16 protein-coding genes are annotated in these 14,382 nt (G+C 47.6%); 10 read left to right on the top strand and 6 right to left on the bottom strand.

Annotated features, from left to right (window positions below):
* Window positions 1-240 precede the first annotated feature (240 nt).
* Both sppA and Q0537_RS08130 read right to left on the bottom strand, forming a co-directional pair.
* Window positions 241-1,113, bottom strand: coding sequence for a signal peptide peptidase SppA (gene sppA, locus Q0537_RS08135; RefSeq protein ID WP_299226925.1), 873 nt, complete (start codon window positions 1,111-1,113; stop codon window positions 241-243).
* Window positions 1,101-2,318 carry a metal-dependent hydrolase gene (locus Q0537_RS08130; RefSeq protein ID WP_299226922.1) on the bottom strand — a complete coding sequence of 406 codons (1,218 nt, stop codon included), beginning with the start codon at window positions 2,316-2,318 and terminating at the stop codon, window positions 1,101-1,103. Before Q0537_RS08130 ends, sppA begins: the two co-directional genes overlap by 13 nt.
* 172 nt (window positions 2,319-2,490) lie before the next feature.
* Here Q0537_RS08130 and aroQ point away from each other — a divergent pair, with 172 nt between their 5' ends.
* The 6 genes from aroQ to mnmA all read left to right on the top strand — a co-directional run bounded on the left by aroQ (window position 2,491) and on the right by mnmA (window position 7,473).
* Window positions 2,491-2,958, top strand: a complete 468-nt coding sequence (gene aroQ, locus Q0537_RS08125) for a type II 3-dehydroquinate dehydratase (protein WP_005869936.1) — start codon at window positions 2,491-2,493, stop codon at window positions 2,956-2,958.
* Window positions 2,959-2,972: 14 nt separating this feature from the next.
* Window positions 2,973-3,998 (top strand): M24 family metallopeptidase, encoded by a 1,026-nt coding sequence (locus tag Q0537_RS08120; RefSeq protein WP_299226919.1) that lies wholly within the window; start codon window positions 2,973-2,975, stop codon window positions 3,996-3,998.
* Window positions 3,995-4,546, top strand: a complete 552-nt coding sequence (gene folK / locus Q0537_RS08115) for a 2-amino-4-hydroxy-6-hydroxymethyldihydropteridine diphosphokinase (protein ID WP_299226916.1) — start codon at window positions 3,995-3,997, stop codon at window positions 4,544-4,546. Before Q0537_RS08120 ends, folK begins: the two co-directional genes overlap by 4 nt.
* Window positions 4,528-5,724: a P-loop NTPase gene (locus Q0537_RS08110; protein ID WP_299226913.1), complete on the top strand. Its 1,197-nt coding sequence runs from the start codon at window positions 4,528-4,530 to the stop codon at window positions 5,722-5,724. Before folK ends, Q0537_RS08110 begins: the two co-directional genes overlap by 19 nt.
* A 115-nt stretch (window positions 5,725-5,839) precedes the next feature.
* Window positions 5,840-6,445: a TIGR00730 family Rossman fold protein gene (locus Q0537_RS08105; protein WP_299226911.1), complete on the top strand. Its 606-nt coding sequence runs from the start codon at window positions 5,840-5,842 to the stop codon at window positions 6,443-6,445.
* Window positions 6,442-7,473: a tRNA 2-thiouridine(34) synthase MnmA gene (gene mnmA / locus Q0537_RS08100; protein WP_299226908.1), complete on the top strand. Its 1,032-nt coding sequence runs from the start codon at window positions 6,442-6,444 to the stop codon at window positions 7,471-7,473. The genes Q0537_RS08105 and mnmA overlap by 4 nt, the downstream gene beginning before the upstream one ends.
* 516 nt (window positions 7,474-7,989) lie before the next feature.
* Here the strand turns inward: mnmA and Q0537_RS08095 are convergent.
* The 3 genes from Q0537_RS08095 to luxS form a co-directional block, all read right to left on the bottom strand.
* The gene (locus tag Q0537_RS08095; protein WP_299226905.1) at window positions 7,990-9,447 is read right to left on the bottom strand and encodes a DKNYY domain-containing protein; all 1,458 of its coding nucleotides are present in this window, start codon (window positions 9,445-9,447) and stop codon (window positions 7,990-7,992) included.
* Window positions 9,448-9,610: 163 nt separating this feature from the next.
* Window positions 9,611-9,949 carry a cupin domain-containing protein gene (locus Q0537_RS08090; RefSeq protein ID WP_299226902.1) on the bottom strand — a complete coding sequence of 113 codons (339 nt, stop codon included), beginning with the start codon at window positions 9,947-9,949 and terminating at the stop codon, window positions 9,611-9,613.
* A 583-nt stretch (window positions 9,950-10,532) separates the two neighbouring features.
* A complete protein-coding gene (gene luxS / locus Q0537_RS08085) occupies window positions 10,533-11,036 on the bottom strand; it encodes an S-ribosylhomocysteine lyase (RefSeq protein ID WP_299226899.1) in 504 nt (167 codons plus the stop codon).
* A 106-nt stretch (window positions 11,037-11,142) separates the two neighbouring features.
* Between luxS and Q0537_RS08080 the strand changes: the two genes are divergently transcribed.
* Window positions 11,143-11,352 (top strand): 4-oxalocrotonate tautomerase family protein, encoded by a 210-nt coding sequence (locus Q0537_RS08080; protein ID WP_299226896.1) that lies wholly within the window; start codon window positions 11,143-11,145, stop codon window positions 11,350-11,352.
* 309 nt (window positions 11,353-11,661) lie between these two features.
* On the opposite strand, the gene Q0537_RS08075 is transcribed toward Q0537_RS08080, so the two are convergent.
* A complete protein-coding gene (locus Q0537_RS08075; protein ID WP_177386822.1) occupies window positions 11,662-12,075 on the bottom strand; it encodes a hypothetical protein in 414 nt (137 codons plus the stop codon).
* Window positions 12,076-12,155: 80 nt separating this feature from the next.
* Here Q0537_RS08075 and Q0537_RS08070 point away from each other — a divergent pair, with 80 nt between their 5' ends.
* The 3 genes from Q0537_RS08070 (at window position 12,156) to Q0537_RS08060 (ending at window position 14,270) form a co-directional block, all read left to right on the top strand.
* Window positions 12,156-12,845 (top strand): dUTP diphosphatase, encoded by a 690-nt coding sequence (locus Q0537_RS08070; RefSeq protein WP_299226893.1) that lies wholly within the window; start codon window positions 12,156-12,158, stop codon window positions 12,843-12,845.
* Window positions 12,846-13,252: 407 nt separating this feature from the next.
* Window positions 13,253-13,993, top strand: a complete 741-nt coding sequence (locus Q0537_RS08065) for an EI24 domain-containing protein (protein WP_298978039.1) — start codon at window positions 13,253-13,255, stop codon at window positions 13,991-13,993.
* A gap of 73 nt (window positions 13,994-14,066) precedes the next feature.
* Complete coding sequence (locus Q0537_RS08060; RefSeq protein WP_005869903.1) at window positions 14,067-14,270, top strand: hypothetical protein; 204 nt, start codon at window positions 14,067-14,069, stop codon at window positions 14,268-14,270.
* The last annotated feature ends 112 nt before the right edge of the window (window positions 14,271-14,382 follow it).

Genomic DNA, 14,382 nt, shown 5'->3' with positions numbered 1-14,382 from the left:
CGATGCGAAACAGAATTGTGATTATACAAGAGTGATGCTTAAAGGGGGCTGAATAATTAGTAGAAAAATGAGGAGTTCTTAAACAAAGAAAAATTCACAAAAAGGGTAAAATTTTAAAGAAACGCCAAATGTAAAAGCGAGGAAATTTAAAAGTAATCAAACCCGGTGTAGCTTCTATATACAAAATTCTACTTTTAAAATTTCCTCATAATTTAAAATTTCTGCGAAATTTCTAAAATTCTAATACGCCATCAGCTTTGCGCCGAATGCACCGCGCACCAAACTCTCACTTTTATTTGCTAGCCTATCTATCATCTTCTCATACGCCGAGGGCTCCTGCCAGATCGGATCTGCTACGCCGCTAGCCTTTACGAGCGCGCTCTTGGCGTCCTCTAAAGAGCCCACCTCGTCGATAAGCCCGACGCCTTTGGCGCCGCTAGCTAAAAACACTCGCGCATTCGCCCACGTATCGCGCTTTCTAAGATCCAGCGAGCGCGCCTGCGCTACCTCGCGCGTGAATAGCTCGTAGCTCTCGTCCACCAGGGCTTGCAGGCTCGCGCGCTCCGCGTCGCTCCATTTTCGCATCATCGTGCCCGCCTCTTTGAGCTCGCCCGCTTTGACGATCTGTTCTGAAAGTCCCAATTTAGCGGCAGCTTCGCTCACGTCTAAGCCCTGCATGATCACGCCGATAGAGCCGATGAAGCTGCCCGGATTTGCGTAAATTTTACTCGCCCACACGCCGCCTAGGTAGCTGCCACTCGCCATCGTGCCCTTAGCGTAAGCAACGACCGGCTTGCGCGAGTTTAGTGATTTGATAGCCAGCGAAATTTCCACGCTCGGGCTTAGCGCGCCGCCGGGGCTGTCGATCAGCAGAAGCACTCCCTTAATCGCCTCGTCGTTTTTCAGAGTTTCGATCTTTTCTAAAATTTCGCTATCGTCCATTATCGCGCCGCTTAGCGAAAGCTGAGCGAGATTGGCGCCCTTTTGTTGCGTACCTTCGCCACCTGCAAAAATCAAAAACAAAATAAGCAGAAAAATCAGGGATTTAAAGTATTTGTTGATAAACCCGAGCACGGCGCCGATCGGCGCAAAGATGTTTTTTAGAAATTGCATTTCATTCCTTCGATAAAAAGTGATTTTGCGTTTTTGCTCTGCAAAATGAGCTGTAGCGGCAGCTGGCTCTGCTCGCACTCAATGCCTTCAAAAACGGTGATGTCGGCGAGCTTACCGGCTTTCAGCTCGCCCAAGCTTAGCCCAAGTGCCGCAGCAGCGTTTCTCGTCGCGCCTAAAATTAGCGCTCGCGCCAGCTCTGCCAAACCCAGCTCGTCGTGCATCATTAAATTTGCACGCAGCTCGTCTAAAAAGCTTAGACTGAAATTTGAGCTAAGCCCGTCGGTAGCGATGTTGTAATTAAGTCCACTTGCGAGCAGCTTTTTAAAGCTTAGCTGCTTTTTGCTAAGCAGGCGGTTGGAGCGCGCGCAGTGCGTGATCGAGTGGAGCTTCGGATCAAAGATGCTAAAATCATCCACCCACACGCAATGCGTAAAGAGCGTGCGAAGCCCGCTAAAATGCGCTACGAAGCTCTGCGGCGAGTAAAAAGGCGCAGGAGAGGGGTTAAATTTAGAAAGCCAGGTTTTAAGCTTACCGCGGCCCGCGCGCAGCCATTGCCGCTCATACGAGCTCTCCATAAAATGCGTGCTTATAGCAAGCCCGTTTTCGCGGGCAAGCCTGGTCGCAAACTCCGTAATCTGCGGGTGCGTCGAGTACGGCGAGTGTACCGACACGGCGGGGATGAAAAGCGAGCTTGCAAGCGCCTTTGAGCGCTCAAAACGCTGCTTAAATTTCAAGATATTCTCCGCCGCAGCGTCCTTGCTCGCGCCTAAAATTTCATTGAAAAACACAGTTCTAATGCCGCTTTGTGCGCAAGCTTCAGCCTCGCCGCCGAAGCTTGAAATTTCGCCGATCGTACCCACGCCGCTTCGCATCATCGCAATGATCTGTTCTGCGATCAGCCGTCCGCGCGCTGCGGCGTCAAGCTGCTGTCTTGAGGCGATGACGCTACCGAGCCACTCCAGAAAATCGCCGTAGCACAGCGTGCCTTTGTTTGCGCTAAATTCCAAATGCACGTGCGGATTTATAAACGCAGGCATCGCTATGTCGCCGCTAAAGTCCAAAATTTCGGCTTGCGGGTATTTGCGCGCCGCACTCGCAAAGCCGCAGACCTCGATTATTTTCTCATCAAAGACGATCGCGCCATCTTTTAAAATTTTAAAATTCTCATCGCAAGAAAGAACCCACTTCGCCCTTAAAATTCTCATCGTTTTCCTTATCTAAAACAGCGCGTGATTTTAGCATAAAATTCTCTTCCGTGCTAAATTTAGAGTTAAAATTTTAGCAGCCAGGCTTGAGTGGGCAAATTTAGCGCCATAGTAAAAAATAAGCTCGCTTTGGTTATAATTTTTGCTTAAATTTCAAAACAAGGACGCAAAAATGAAAATTATGGTGATTCAAGGACCGAATATCAATATGCTTGGTATGCGCGAGCCCGCTATTTACGGGGTTATGAAGATGGAGGATATCCATAAGCAGATGAAGGCGGTCGCCGATCAGAGCGGTAACGAGATCGAATTTTTTCAGAGTAATTTCGAAGGCGAGATCGTCGATAAGATCCAAGAGTGCTTCGGCACCTGCGACGGCATCATCATCAATCCCGCCGCCTACACGCACACTTCGCTCGCTATCCGAGATGCGCTCGCCGCAGTCAGTCTGCCCGTGATCGAGGTGCATATCTCAAACATCGCTCGCAGAGAGGAGCTTAGACAAAAAAGTCTAATAGCACCCGTAACAGCGGGTCAGATTATCGGATTCGGCCCCGTGGGATACCATCTGGCGATGATCGGAATGATTCAAATTTTTGAGCAGATCAAAGCCGCCAGAGCCGAGCAGAAAGCCAAATAAGTTTGGGATTAAATTTGAAAAATTTTATCTTAAAGGACGAAAACGCTGTTTACCACGAGTGCGGATACAGCTGCGACAACGCGATATTTCTAAGTCTCGCGGGGCGCAAATTTTTCCTCACTGATGCGCGTTATAGCATCGAGGCGCGCGAGCTTTGCCAAGATACCGAAGTGATCGAGGTCGAGCGAAATTTGATAAAAGACACGCGGCTGTTTTTGCGAAAGGCGGGCGTAAAGGAGCTTAGCTACAACCCGTACGATTTTAGCGCGGGCGAGTGGGAAGCGCTGAGCAAAGGGCTTGGGATAAGATTTAAGGCACGGGCGAATTTTTCGCAAATTTCGCGCATAGTAAAATCAGAGGATGAGATAAAAATTTTAAAGCAAGCGGCGCAGCTAGGTGCGGAGAGGTTTGACGAATTTGCCGCCTTCGTGCGCGCTAGCGGCGAAGGGATGAGCGAGGAGGAGCTGTTTTTTAACGCCGAGCTCATCTTTAAGAAAAAGGGCGAGCTCGCGCTTAGCTTTTCGCCTATCGTAGCAATCAACGAAAACGCCGCCAAAGCGCACGCTCTGCCCGGTAAAAAGCGGCTGAGAGAGGGCGATTTGCTCCTGCTTGACGCGGGGGTTAAATTTAATCGCTACTGCTCGGATAGGACGCGCACGGCGTGCTTTGACGAAAATTTTAACTTCGGCAAGGAACAAAATTTTAAAAACGCCAAACGGCAAGAAATTTACGAGATCGTAAAAGAGGCGCAAGCTCTGGCGATCGCGGCGGTTATGCCCGGTAAAAAGGCACGCGAGATCGACGCGACGGCTAGGGATTTTATCGCCGCTCAGGGCTTTGGCGAAGCGTTTTTCCACAGCACCGGACACGGCGTCGGAGTCGATATACACGAGCTTCCGTTCATCTCAAAGCGCGGAGATACCGTGCTAAAAGAGGGGATGGTCTTTAGCGTGGAGCCTGGGATTTACTTGCCCGGCGAGTTTGGCGTGCGCATCGAGGACGTCGTGGTCGTGCGCGAAAACGGGGCTGAAATTTTATGAGAGTAGCTCGGGTGAACATGCGACTTAAGAAAAATGGATTTTACGAGTGCGCGGACGCGCTGTGCGTCGTAAAAAGCGCCGTTTTCCCGATGAGACGCCGCGAGCGCAGAAATTTTAAAAATTTATACCTGCTTGGACTCGGCGGGAATTTAGGAGATGTCAGGCGACGCTTCGAGCGATTTTATCGCGTTTTGCAAAGCGACGCGCGCTTTTTCGTAGCGCAAAATTCTCCAATCTTAAAAAACAAGCCGTTCGGCTTTTTAGATCAGCCCGATTTTTTAAACGCCGTGATGATCGTGCAAAGCTCTCTGCCACCGCTTACATTGCTTAAAATCATGCAGCGCGCGGAGCTACGATTTGGGCGCAAACGGAGCTTCAAAAACGCGCCGCGCACGCTGGACGTGGATATTTTATATGCAAGCGCAAAGGTGCGTGCCTGTGAACGGCTCGCGCTGCCGCATCCTGGTGTTTGCGAGCGCATAAGCGTGATTTTGCCACTTGGAGAGATGAAATTTAAAAGAGGACTGATATGCAAACTAAAATCGTAAATTTTTTAAGCGCCAAGGGCGGAGTCGGCAAGAGCGTGATTGCAGCAAATTTCGCCGAAATTCTAAGCGAGCAGGGCTACCGCACGGCGATCATCGAAGCTCCGAATTTAAACAATCAAGAGATCATCTTAAACGCTTTGCAAAGAAAGAGGATTTCGCTGCCAAGCGCCGTCGCGGTAAAAATTTCTCAAAATTTAACTCTCGTCTCGCCCGCGCTTGCTTCACAAAATCCCGTGCCTTCACAAAATTTTACAAATAACACGAATTCTATGGCGCAAAATTCTATCAAAAACGCAAGCTCTAACGCAGATAATTACGTCGTGCAAAGCTCGCAAGACGACGAAAGTGGTGGCTCGCACAATTACGCGCAAAAACTCACGAACTCTGATGGCAAAAACAACTCAGAAAATTCCACCGCTTTAAATTCGATAGCAAACGCCACAAAAAATTCTACGAATTGTGCAGCCAAAAAACCGCAAAATTGCGAAGATGGATGGAATTTTACAGAATCAGAAAGCCTAGAGAATTTTAAAAGCGATGATTTCACCAAGCAAAATTCAATCCATGACGAGAATTCTCAAAATTCCGCGAGTAAAGATGAAATGAAAAATTCCGCCCGCTCATCAAATCCCGAAGAAGCCGGAAATTCCGCAAACGCAAAGGCTCACGAAAGCCCCGCTCGCTTCGCAAGCGAGCTGAAAGATGCGGGAATCTTCGATTTTATTTTGATCGATGCGGGGCTTGAGTATCTTGGAGATTTTTTGAGCATCGGCGACGAAAATATCGTGCTGTGTGCGAACGAACCCTGCTCGATCAGCAACACCTACGCGCTTTTAAAGACGCTTGGGGCGAGCAAAAAAGAGGTTTTGTTTTTGCTAAATTTCACCGCGAGCGAGGATGATGCCGTTATGATTTACGAAAATCTAAAGTCGGTCGCGCACCGCAATATAAGCGAGTTGGGCTTTAAACTGCTAGGCTTTGTGCCGTTTTGCAAACAAGTAGCCGTCTGCTCACAAAATCGCGCGCTTTTTAACTCACACTATCCGTTTTCGCCCGCTACCATCGCGCTTAGACAGAGTGTCTCGCGATTTTTGAGCAAACAGGGCTTGGAGCCGATCGATATGAGTGCTTACCGCGGCGTCGGCGGATTCTTACGAAAACTTAGCAACTTAGTATGATTTACAACGAGATTTTAAATCACGTAAATTCTGCCTTTTTAAACGGAATTTTAAAAATTTAATGGTATTCTTAAAGCTAAAATTTTAAATAATATACACAAAAGATAGATTAATCATGCAACTAAAAGAAATTTTAAAAGACATCAAAATCGCCCGCGACAATCTCAAAAACGTGGGCAAAAGCGCCACAATCTTCGGTTCGGCACGTTTTAGCGAAGATAATCGCTACGTAAAAGACGCGCAAAAGCTCTGCGAGGGACTCGCCGATTTAGGATACTCGATCATCACCGGAGGCGGTGGCGGCATTATGCAAGGCGCCAACCGAGGCGCATTTGCGAGAGCAAGAACGCACAGCGTGGGCTTTAACATCATGCTGCCGTTTGAGCAAAAAAGCAACGGCTTTTTGACGCAGGGCGCGAAATTTTCGGCATTTGCGCCGCGCAAAGGCGCTCTCATCGAAAACAGCGAAATTTTCGTCATCTTTCCTGGCGGCTTTGGGACGCTGGATGAACTATTTGAAATTTTAGTGCTGGTGCAGACGGGCTTTAAGCGCGCACGGATCTATCTTTACGACGAGGAATTCTACGCACCGCTAATGGAGTTTTTCCGCACTTCACTGCTAAAATCTGGTGCGATAAACGAAAGCGATCTGCAAAATTTTAAGCTCTGCGACAGCGTGGATGAAATTTTAACGGATGTGCGACGTAAGGAGAACGAATGAAAATTTTAGTCGCGATGAGCGGCGGCGTGGACAGCTCGATGTGCGCGAAGCTGCTGCAAGACGCGGGTCACGAGGTGCAGGGCTGCTATATGAAGCTGCACGCAAAGCCCGGCTATCATGAGGCGAACATCGCCAAGGTCCGCAAGGTGGGCGAGTTTTTGGGTATAAAAATCCACATTTTGGATCTGCAGGATGATTTTAATCGCGATGTTTACGAGCCCTTCGTGCAGGCTTATATAAGCGGTCTTACGCCAAATCCGTGCGCGCTGTGTAACCGCCGCATAAAGCTCGGCAAGCTCTTGGAATTTGCGCGAGAACAGGGCTTTGAGCGCCTAGCTACGGGGCATTATGTCCGTATCGAGGACGGGCTTTTAAAAGCCGCGATCGATCTTAGCAAAGATCAGAGCTATTTTTTAGCAAACATCGATCCCGCCGCGCTTGAGTTTATGCTCTTTCCGCTTGGGGGGATGTATAAAAAGGACGTCAAAGAGGCCGCGCGCGCCTATGCGGAGCTTTCGCAGATCGCTTCTGCGAGCGAAAGCAGCGAGATCTGCTTTGTGGACACCACCTACATCGACGTTTTGAACCGTCATACGGGCACTAAAATGCCCGGCATCGTGCGCGACCGCGCGGGCAACGCCATCGGCACTCACGAGGGCTATATGCACTACACGATCGGCAAGCGCCGCGGTTTTACGGTGCACGGCGCGCATGAGCCGCACTTCGTGCTAAGCATAGACCCGAGTAAAAACGAGATCGTCGTGGGCGGCAAGGACGAGCTGGCGACCTACGAGTTCGACACCGAAAATTTTAACGCCTTTTTAAGCAGGGATGAAATTTTAAATATAGTGGGTCTCGGCGTTAAGATCCGCTACCGCAGCGCCAAACTCCCCGTTAAAATTTCGCCGCGCGAGGACGGCGGCGTGCATGCCGTGCTGTCCGCACCCGCAGCCGGCATCGCTCCTGCACAGCTTGCGGTTTTTTACGACGAGCGCGACCGCGTAGTGGCAAGCGGATTTATAAAATAGCGCTTTGTTTAGCTTCATTTAAAGCTCGCGGGTTTGCAAAACGGCGCTTTGATCGCGCCGCTTGATATGCACTCACTCTGTTAAATTTTATATCGAAGTAAGATATTTGCGCTTTTGAATCCAAGCCGTTAAATTTTATCTTGCGAGCTCGGCACGCAAATTTTATGCGCGTAGCTTTGCGATTGAGGCTCTTAAATTTACGCTCTGTCGCTGTGTACGCCTACACTGCTAGCCAAATTTTACGAAAGTTGCGGCGATAAAATAAAATTTACGGCGACGCCTTATCTAAGCGCGACGCGACGCAAAGATCGCGATCGATACAAAATATTTCGCGAGCTGTCGCGATGGCGCGAAACGAAATTTGCCATCCCCCTCTTAAGGCGATTTGTAATGAAATTCTAAATCTGCGCTAGAGCCCACGACGACATTTAAATTTTATAAATTTATGCCGAAATAAAATTAAAAATTTTAAAATTTAACAGCGCTTTCTGCACTCGAATTGTGCTCAAATCGCGGCTAAAATTCCACTCGCGTCTTTACCTCAAAAAGCAGCTCGCCGTCCACCGCCTTAAGCCCGCCGCTCTTTATCATCTCGCGAATTTTACTCGTGCCAAAGCTGCTTTTTTGAAGCAAAATTTCAACCAAGTCTAGATCCCTGATCTCATAAATGCACCGATCTATCAGCTGCGAAGAGCCCAGATCGTCGAAGTAGAAAAATCGCCCGCCGTTTGAATAGATCCAGCCGTATAGCCCGCCGTGCACGCCGCCGACCCTGCGCCACTCGTGCGGCAGATCGAGCGCGAAAAGCCCGCTTTTGCGAGCGACTAGCCTGCGAGTGCTGCGACCGCCGCCCCAGACATCCGCGCGCTCCAAAAAATATATCCGCTCGCCGCTTTGAAATACGCTGCCGCTAAGCGCGCGAACCTCGCCTGCAAAGGGGTTGTCTGCCGCGCGCTTTTGCTTTCCGTTGTTCTCGTCGAAATAGTAGATGCCGCCAGGGGAGGCAAAAAGCAGATGGTTTGAATGCGCAAGCTGCCTATTTAGCGGAGTATAGGGCGCGGCAGCGAGGTCAAATTTTAAATCATTCGCAAAAACGTCGCCGCTTTTCGCATCCCACAAAAAATAGCTCAACCGCTGCCTCAAAAGTTCGTAATGCCCGCCGTTATCGCGCGCGTCAAGGCGGAGGTTTTTAAAATACACGCCCGCGCCGTCCGCGGCATAAACTTCGCTTGCCCTGCCGTCGCTTCCTTCTATCTGGCGCAGGCTCGCGGCATCGGCGCCCGGCAAAATCTCTCCTTTATAAAACGCGCGAGAGCCCTGCGCAGCGTAATATACGCCCGCGATTTGGCGCAGATCCGTAGCGGCGATTCGCTTAAATTTATAAACGTAGCTTTGCGGCTTGGGCGCATCCCAAAAAATATGCGCCAAGGTTTGATAAGTGAGCTTAAGCGCTCCCAGCGCGTCGTTAGGTACCGCCTCGCCGTCGCAAAAATAACTGATCCGCCCGTCGCTTACGTATCCGAACGCCACGGCTTTCGTGCGCACGGGCTCTAGCTCGCCCATAGCGATGTTTCCGCAATATACGGCGTTTTTATCCGCCGCGACGTTGGAGCGGTAGCCGGAGCCGAAATCCAAAACCCGAAAGCTCGCCGCATCCGCGTCCGGTATCGCAAAATAGCCCGCGCCCACCACGAGGGCGTAAATTTCGCCATCTTTTTTATAAAAATCGCTGTATTTGATCTGCTCGTCGTCCCGCGGCGAGTAGTCGTCTGTGGAATTTATAACCGCCGACAGAATAAGCGCGCTAAAAGCCGCGAATACAAATGTCGCGCCAAGCACGATCTTGCGCCAAAGCGGCATACCTCGAGGCGCGTCTCGTACAGGCTTGCGATCTGTTTCTGCCTCGCGCGCCCTAGCTTTGCGCTTCTTTTGCGCGCGCTCGTCCTTTAGCTCTTGCGTAAAATCCTCATACATCTTTTGCCTCAAATTTAATCTCGCCGCAGATTGCGCGGCACTTGAAATTGTACAAAAGCGCGGCTAAATTTATGAAATTTAACGCTACGGGCAAATTCTGATTCAACTCTTTGCGGCGCTAATTTATTTTACGAATGCCACAAAATCTCTGGCGAATTTTAATTCAAATCGCTTCGTAGCCGCACGGAATCGGCGCCGTAACGCTTGCAAACACAAAATCCTCATCGCCCGTATTTTTCATACCGTGGCACTCTCCGCTTTTGGAAATGATTAGATCGCCCGCACAGATCGGCACCTCCTCGCCCTTGCTCGGATAAAACACGCCGCGTCCGCTTAAGCAGATCCACACGTCATCGCCGTCTGGGTGAATATGCGGCGCTACGACCTGGCCGCGTTTGACGATCCAAACCGCGCTGCAAGTGGCCTCCGTAGTAAAAAATGTCGTTTTTACGGCTCGCTCGTCGCTACAAATAGCATCTTTTATATGAAAAATTCTTTGCATTTTCTCTCCTTTAAGTTCACCGCATCCGGCGCGGTTTCGACGGAATTTTAGCATTCTTTTCGTGCAGCGAAAGTGAAATTTCAAGCGCCAAACTCACAACGAAACCTTAAATAAAAATTTTAAATTCTCGTTTTGCTATACGATTTTTTTGGAGGATTGAAGATCGCATCTGAAAGTAATAATGTGCATAAGCAGGGTATTTGCGGATAGAATTTCGGCTTTAATTTAAGACAAAATTTTAAAAATTCTTCTAAATTTAAAGCCGACCTACGAGATAAATTTATTAAATTTGATATGAGCTTTGCTTGCGCGCTTTTGCCACCCAGCTTAAAGCCAAATCGTAGCTTTTATCAAGAGCCTCGCGTGACGCAGACTTTACGCCAAGCGCTAAGTCGGTTTATAAAGCTAAATCGGCTTATAAATAGATGCTACCTCTGGTTTGTTTTAGCAGATACGCATTTTGTGTCTCAAATTTTTGCATATTTTACGATAATATTTTATGGTGCGTTATACACTGATCGCGGAACAAGCGGCGCTCAAAGAGATAGCGTTAGAATTTTGCGCTATCTCTTAAATTTCAAAACTATTTTATCTTGCTTGGATCCAGCGCGATCTCGTCGTTTTTGATCACGCCGATACCCTTATTTAACACGTTTTGCGCGATCTGTTTAGCCTCCGCTAGCGAGTGCATCGCGAAGGTGCCGCACTGAAATTTATTCAGCTCGGGGATATCCGCTTGAGAGGCTACGCCCAAAATATCCTTCATACTTGCGCTCCACGCCGCCGCGACGGCACTCTCGCTAGGCGTGCCGATCACGCTCATATAAAATCCCGTGCGGCACCCCATCGGCGAGATGTCGACGATCTCGACGTCCGCGCTATTTAGATGCTCGCGCATGAAGCCAGCGAAAAGATGCTCCAGCGTGTGGGTGCCGCGCTCGCTCATGATCTCTAAATTCGGACGGCAAAACCGCAGATCATAGACGCTAATTTTATCGCCGCTTTTGGTGCGCATGCTCTTTGCGAGCCGCACGCCAGGGGCATTCATACGAGTATGATCGACCTTAAAACTATCTAACAATGGCATATTTTCTCCTTAAATTCAGATCACGGCGATTTTAACATAAAATTTCGCACTTTCAGGCGCACAGACGAAATTTTAGTTACAATTACGTTTATTTTAAGGAGAATTAATGCCCTACATAAACGTTAAAATCACCAAAGAGCGCGGCGGCTTAAGTCGCGAGCAAAAAGCAAGCCTCGTCAAAAACCTCACCGACGCCCTCGTAGCCGTGCTAGGCAGGGGCGAGAAAACCACGGTCGTGACGATAGACGAAATATCCACTGACGACTACGCGATTGGCGGGCGGCTGGTAAGCGAAATCAGGGAGCGGCAGAGCTAAGCTTGAGCGCCAGGCTAAATTTGAAAAGCGAAATTTTAGAATTTTAAAGAAATTCTACGCGGCAGGTTCCGCTTCTAAGGGAATAAAATTTGCGACAACCTCAGCTTGCAAGATGAAATTTTACGCTAAATTCCATGCTGTAAAATTCCAAAAACCAACCGAGCGGAAATTTTAAAGCGGATCTAATGGTGAAATTCTTTGAAAAATCGACAAGATAGAATTTATGCAAATTCAAAATCTTACTAGATAAAATTTAATCCTCGCAAAGTTTAAAATTTCGTAAAAATAAATAGACGATTTATTAGCGAACTAGCGTTCCCAAATTAGCTTTTTGCCGAAAGTTAAAGTATTATCGGTCATTTTCATCCAATCGATTCTGATAGTAAAAAAATCAGTTTCCATCGCGCGCGCAAACGGGAAGCGCTTAAGATATAGCGAGGTTTCGCGCTCATCCGCGCTACGGATATGGCCGCAAATCTGTACGCCTTTGATCCTGCCTACAAATTTCGTATCCAGCGCGACCGTAGCCGCAACTCCGCGGTTGGCAAAGACTGCTTTGATATGCTCAGAGTCGCTCGCGCTTGCGATGATGAGCTCCTTATTTTGCGGATCGTAGGCGTAAAATGCACTGCAGCAATATGGCAGATTATTGCGCAAAACTCCGAGAGATAGGAGTTTCATCCTGCCTAAAAACTCGTCGAATTTATCCTGAGCAGCACACATTTTAAGCCTCCTTTTTGTTAAATTATACAATGATTTTCTTTTATTAGCTATAATCGCGAGCCAAAATTAGGAGAATTTTTATGGAAAATTATAAAAAAGTAAAAGAGATGTTTTTGATGCAGCAAGCCCTAAACGACGAAACAAATGGCGTGGGCTGGGAGGACGGCTATACAAAAAACGGCAAACTTATCAACTGGAAGCGCTGCATTTACATGGAATGTGCAGAGCTTATCGATAGCTTTGCGTGGAAGCATTGGAAAAATATCTCTGCAGCGCCGGACGTGAATAATATCGTCATCGAGATCGTTGATATTTGGCACTTCGTGATGAGCTATATTTTAGAGCAATATTACGGCGGCAAAGACATCGATCACATCGTAAGTGACGTCACGGCAGTAAGCGGATTTGCGGAGTTTAGCTCCTACGCCTACGATGTGCGCGAATACAGCATCTACGAGATCGTAAATGACATCGAGCTCATAATCCACGAAACAAGCGGCTTTGATCTGCATATCGGCGAGCTTTTGACCGATTTTTTTCGCGTGGCGATTAAATGTGGCGTGAGCTTAGACATTCTTTTTGCCAAATATATCGGTAAAAACGTGCTAAATAAATTCCGCCAAGACCACGGTTACAAAGAGGGCAGCTACCGCAAAATCTGGGGAGACCTTGAAGATAACGAGGTGCTAATCGAGGCGCTATCAAAAGGCGCAGTAAGCGCAAACGAAATTTACGAGCAATTGCAAAAGATCTACGACGCGACGAGGTGAAGTCGTGGGTTTGCGCGCGAGATTTCCCTTTGAAATTTTGAAATTTCATCTATAAAATTTCGGCAGGCAAATTTTAAAAAAGGGCTTTGATTTGAAATTCTGCAGTTTTGTGCCTGAAATTTTACGCAATGCTTTGCTTGCATACAAGTGGCAAAATTCCGCGCAGCAAGCAAATAAATATTTGCAACAGGTAAAAACCAAGCTAGATCTAGTTTCTTTTTTACACACGATAAACAAGCAGATTAAACGCGGGCGAGCGATCAAAGCATAAATTTCGTATTATAAGGCAGGATGAGCCGGCTAAAGCAAGCGAATGAGCCAAGCGAGCGGATTGATGAGGCGCGGTGCGGCAGCCAAGCTCAAATTCCGTCGCAAAAGTCGCTAAAATAACGCAAATAGGAGCATACATGGGTAGAATTTTTAATTTGGCGAAGCAGGATTTTTTTACGCGCAAATTTATTTTGCTCTCGCTACTACCACTTGTGTGCTCGCTCATAATCTTAGGCACGCTCGCGTTTTTCGGCGGCAAAGAGCTTTTTGACGCACTTTCTCAGGGCGCGCAAAGCGGCGATTTTAGCTTCTTGGACGAGCAGCGCTTCCCGGTAATTGCAAAAATTCTAAGCTTTGCTGCTACGAAGTGGATTATCGGCGCGATTTTTTCGGTGTTTGCCAGCTTTGCGGTACTGATGCTTAGCGTGTTTTGTGCGCTTATCATAGCAGGATTTCTGACGCCCGCAGTCACTAAAGAGATCAACGCCCGCCACTACCGCCTAATCCGCGCGGATGAAGCGAGCACGGCGCGAGTACTGAAGCTAATGAGCCTTGAAATTTTAAAATTTTTAGCGATCTTATTCATCTGCTCGGTGCTTTTGTTTGTGCCGGTAATAAATTTATTTATAATCAACGTGCCGTTTTTTTATATCTATTACAAGCTGGTTCTAATCGACGTCGCTTCAAATGCGTTAAGCGCGAAAAGCTTCGAGCGCTCTTATAAAATGGGTGGCGGATATAAATTTGCCCTAAGCGCTTTTATTTTTTATCTGCTGTGTTTGATCCCGCTGGTAGGATTATTTTTCCAGCTATTTTTCATCATCTTTTTGACGCACATAGTGCTGATAGACGAAAGCGCCCGCAATAAAAATCGCTAAAGATTAACTAAAATCAATGAAAAATTTTGAAATTTTCATAAAATAGTGCAAAATTTTTTAAGAAAGGATTTCTATGAAATCAGGTGATATTTACATTTGCAATATATGTTCGCTAAAAAGCAGCGACGATGAAAATGCGGTCTTTATCAAGGCGCATAAAAACGGCGAGACGGTGCATATCTGCACATCCTGCATGCCTAGCGTCATTCATGGCTCAGGCATGGTCGTAAAAAGCAACTCCGAGATCGAAGAAGAGCTCCAAGACGCTGCAAACTAGCTGCTAGCACCACTTGCTGCGGCGCGTTTTAATTTGTCTATTAATCTGCGCGCCGCGAAATTCTAAAATTCTAAAATTCTAAAATTCTAAAATTCTAAAATTCTAAAATTCT

The sequence above is a fragment of the uncultured Campylobacter sp. genome (assembly GCF_938017775.1).
Taxonomy (GTDB): Bacteria; Campylobacterota; Campylobacteria; order Campylobacterales; family Campylobacteraceae; genus Campylobacter_B.
The sequence above is the reverse complement of the archived record's forward strand: the minus strand, read 5'-3'. Positions and strand labels throughout refer to the sequence as shown.

What these genes read in the sequence shown, in the direction of transcription:
- sppA (WP_299226925.1), bottom strand. Translation starts at nt 1,113, where the DNA reads ATGCAATTTCTAAAAAACATCTTTGCGCCGATCGGCGCCGTGCTCGGG.
- Q0537_RS08130 (WP_299226922.1), bottom strand. Translation starts at nt 2,318, where the DNA reads ATGAGAATTTTAAGGGCGAAGTGGGTTCTTTCTTGCGATGAGAATTTT.
- aroQ (WP_005869936.1), top strand. Translation starts at nt 2,491, where the DNA reads ATGAAAATTATGGTGATTCAAGGACCGAATATCAATATGCTTGGTATG.
- folK (WP_299226916.1), top strand. Translation starts at nt 3,995, where the DNA reads ATGAGAGTAGCTCGGGTGAACATGCGACTTAAGAAAAATGGATTTTAC.
- Q0537_RS08110 (WP_299226913.1), top strand. Translation starts at nt 4,528, where the DNA reads ATGCAAACTAAAATCGTAAATTTTTTAAGCGCCAAGGGCGGAGTCGGC.
- Q0537_RS08105 (WP_299226911.1), top strand. Translation starts at nt 5,840, where the DNA reads ATGCAACTAAAAGAAATTTTAAAAGACATCAAAATCGCCCGCGACAAT.
- mnmA (WP_299226908.1), top strand. Translation starts at nt 6,442, where the DNA reads ATGAAAATTTTAGTCGCGATGAGCGGCGGCGTGGACAGCTCGATGTGC.
- Q0537_RS08095 (WP_299226905.1), bottom strand. Translation starts at nt 9,447, where the DNA reads ATGTATGAGGATTTTACGCAAGAGCTAAAGGACGAGCGCGCGCAAAAG.
- Q0537_RS08090 (WP_299226902.1), bottom strand. Translation starts at nt 9,949, where the DNA reads ATGCAAAGAATTTTTCATATAAAAGATGCTATTTGTAGCGACGAGCGA.
- luxS (WP_299226899.1), bottom strand. Translation starts at nt 11,036, where the DNA reads ATGCCATTGTTAGATAGTTTTAAGGTCGATCATACTCGTATGAATGCC.
- Q0537_RS08080 (WP_299226896.1), top strand. Translation starts at nt 11,143, where the DNA reads ATGCCCTACATAAACGTTAAAATCACCAAAGAGCGCGGCGGCTTAAGT.
- Q0537_RS08075 (WP_177386822.1), bottom strand. Translation starts at nt 12,075, where the DNA reads ATGTGTGCTGCTCAGGATAAATTCGACGAGTTTTTAGGCAGGATGAAA.
- Q0537_RS08070 (WP_299226893.1), top strand. Translation starts at nt 12,156, where the DNA reads ATGGAAAATTATAAAAAAGTAAAAGAGATGTTTTTGATGCAGCAAGCC.
- Q0537_RS08065 (WP_298978039.1), top strand. Translation starts at nt 13,253, where the DNA reads ATGGGTAGAATTTTTAATTTGGCGAAGCAGGATTTTTTTACGCGCAAA.
- Q0537_RS08060 (WP_005869903.1), top strand. Translation starts at nt 14,067, where the DNA reads ATGAAATCAGGTGATATTTACATTTGCAATATATGTTCGCTAAAAAGC.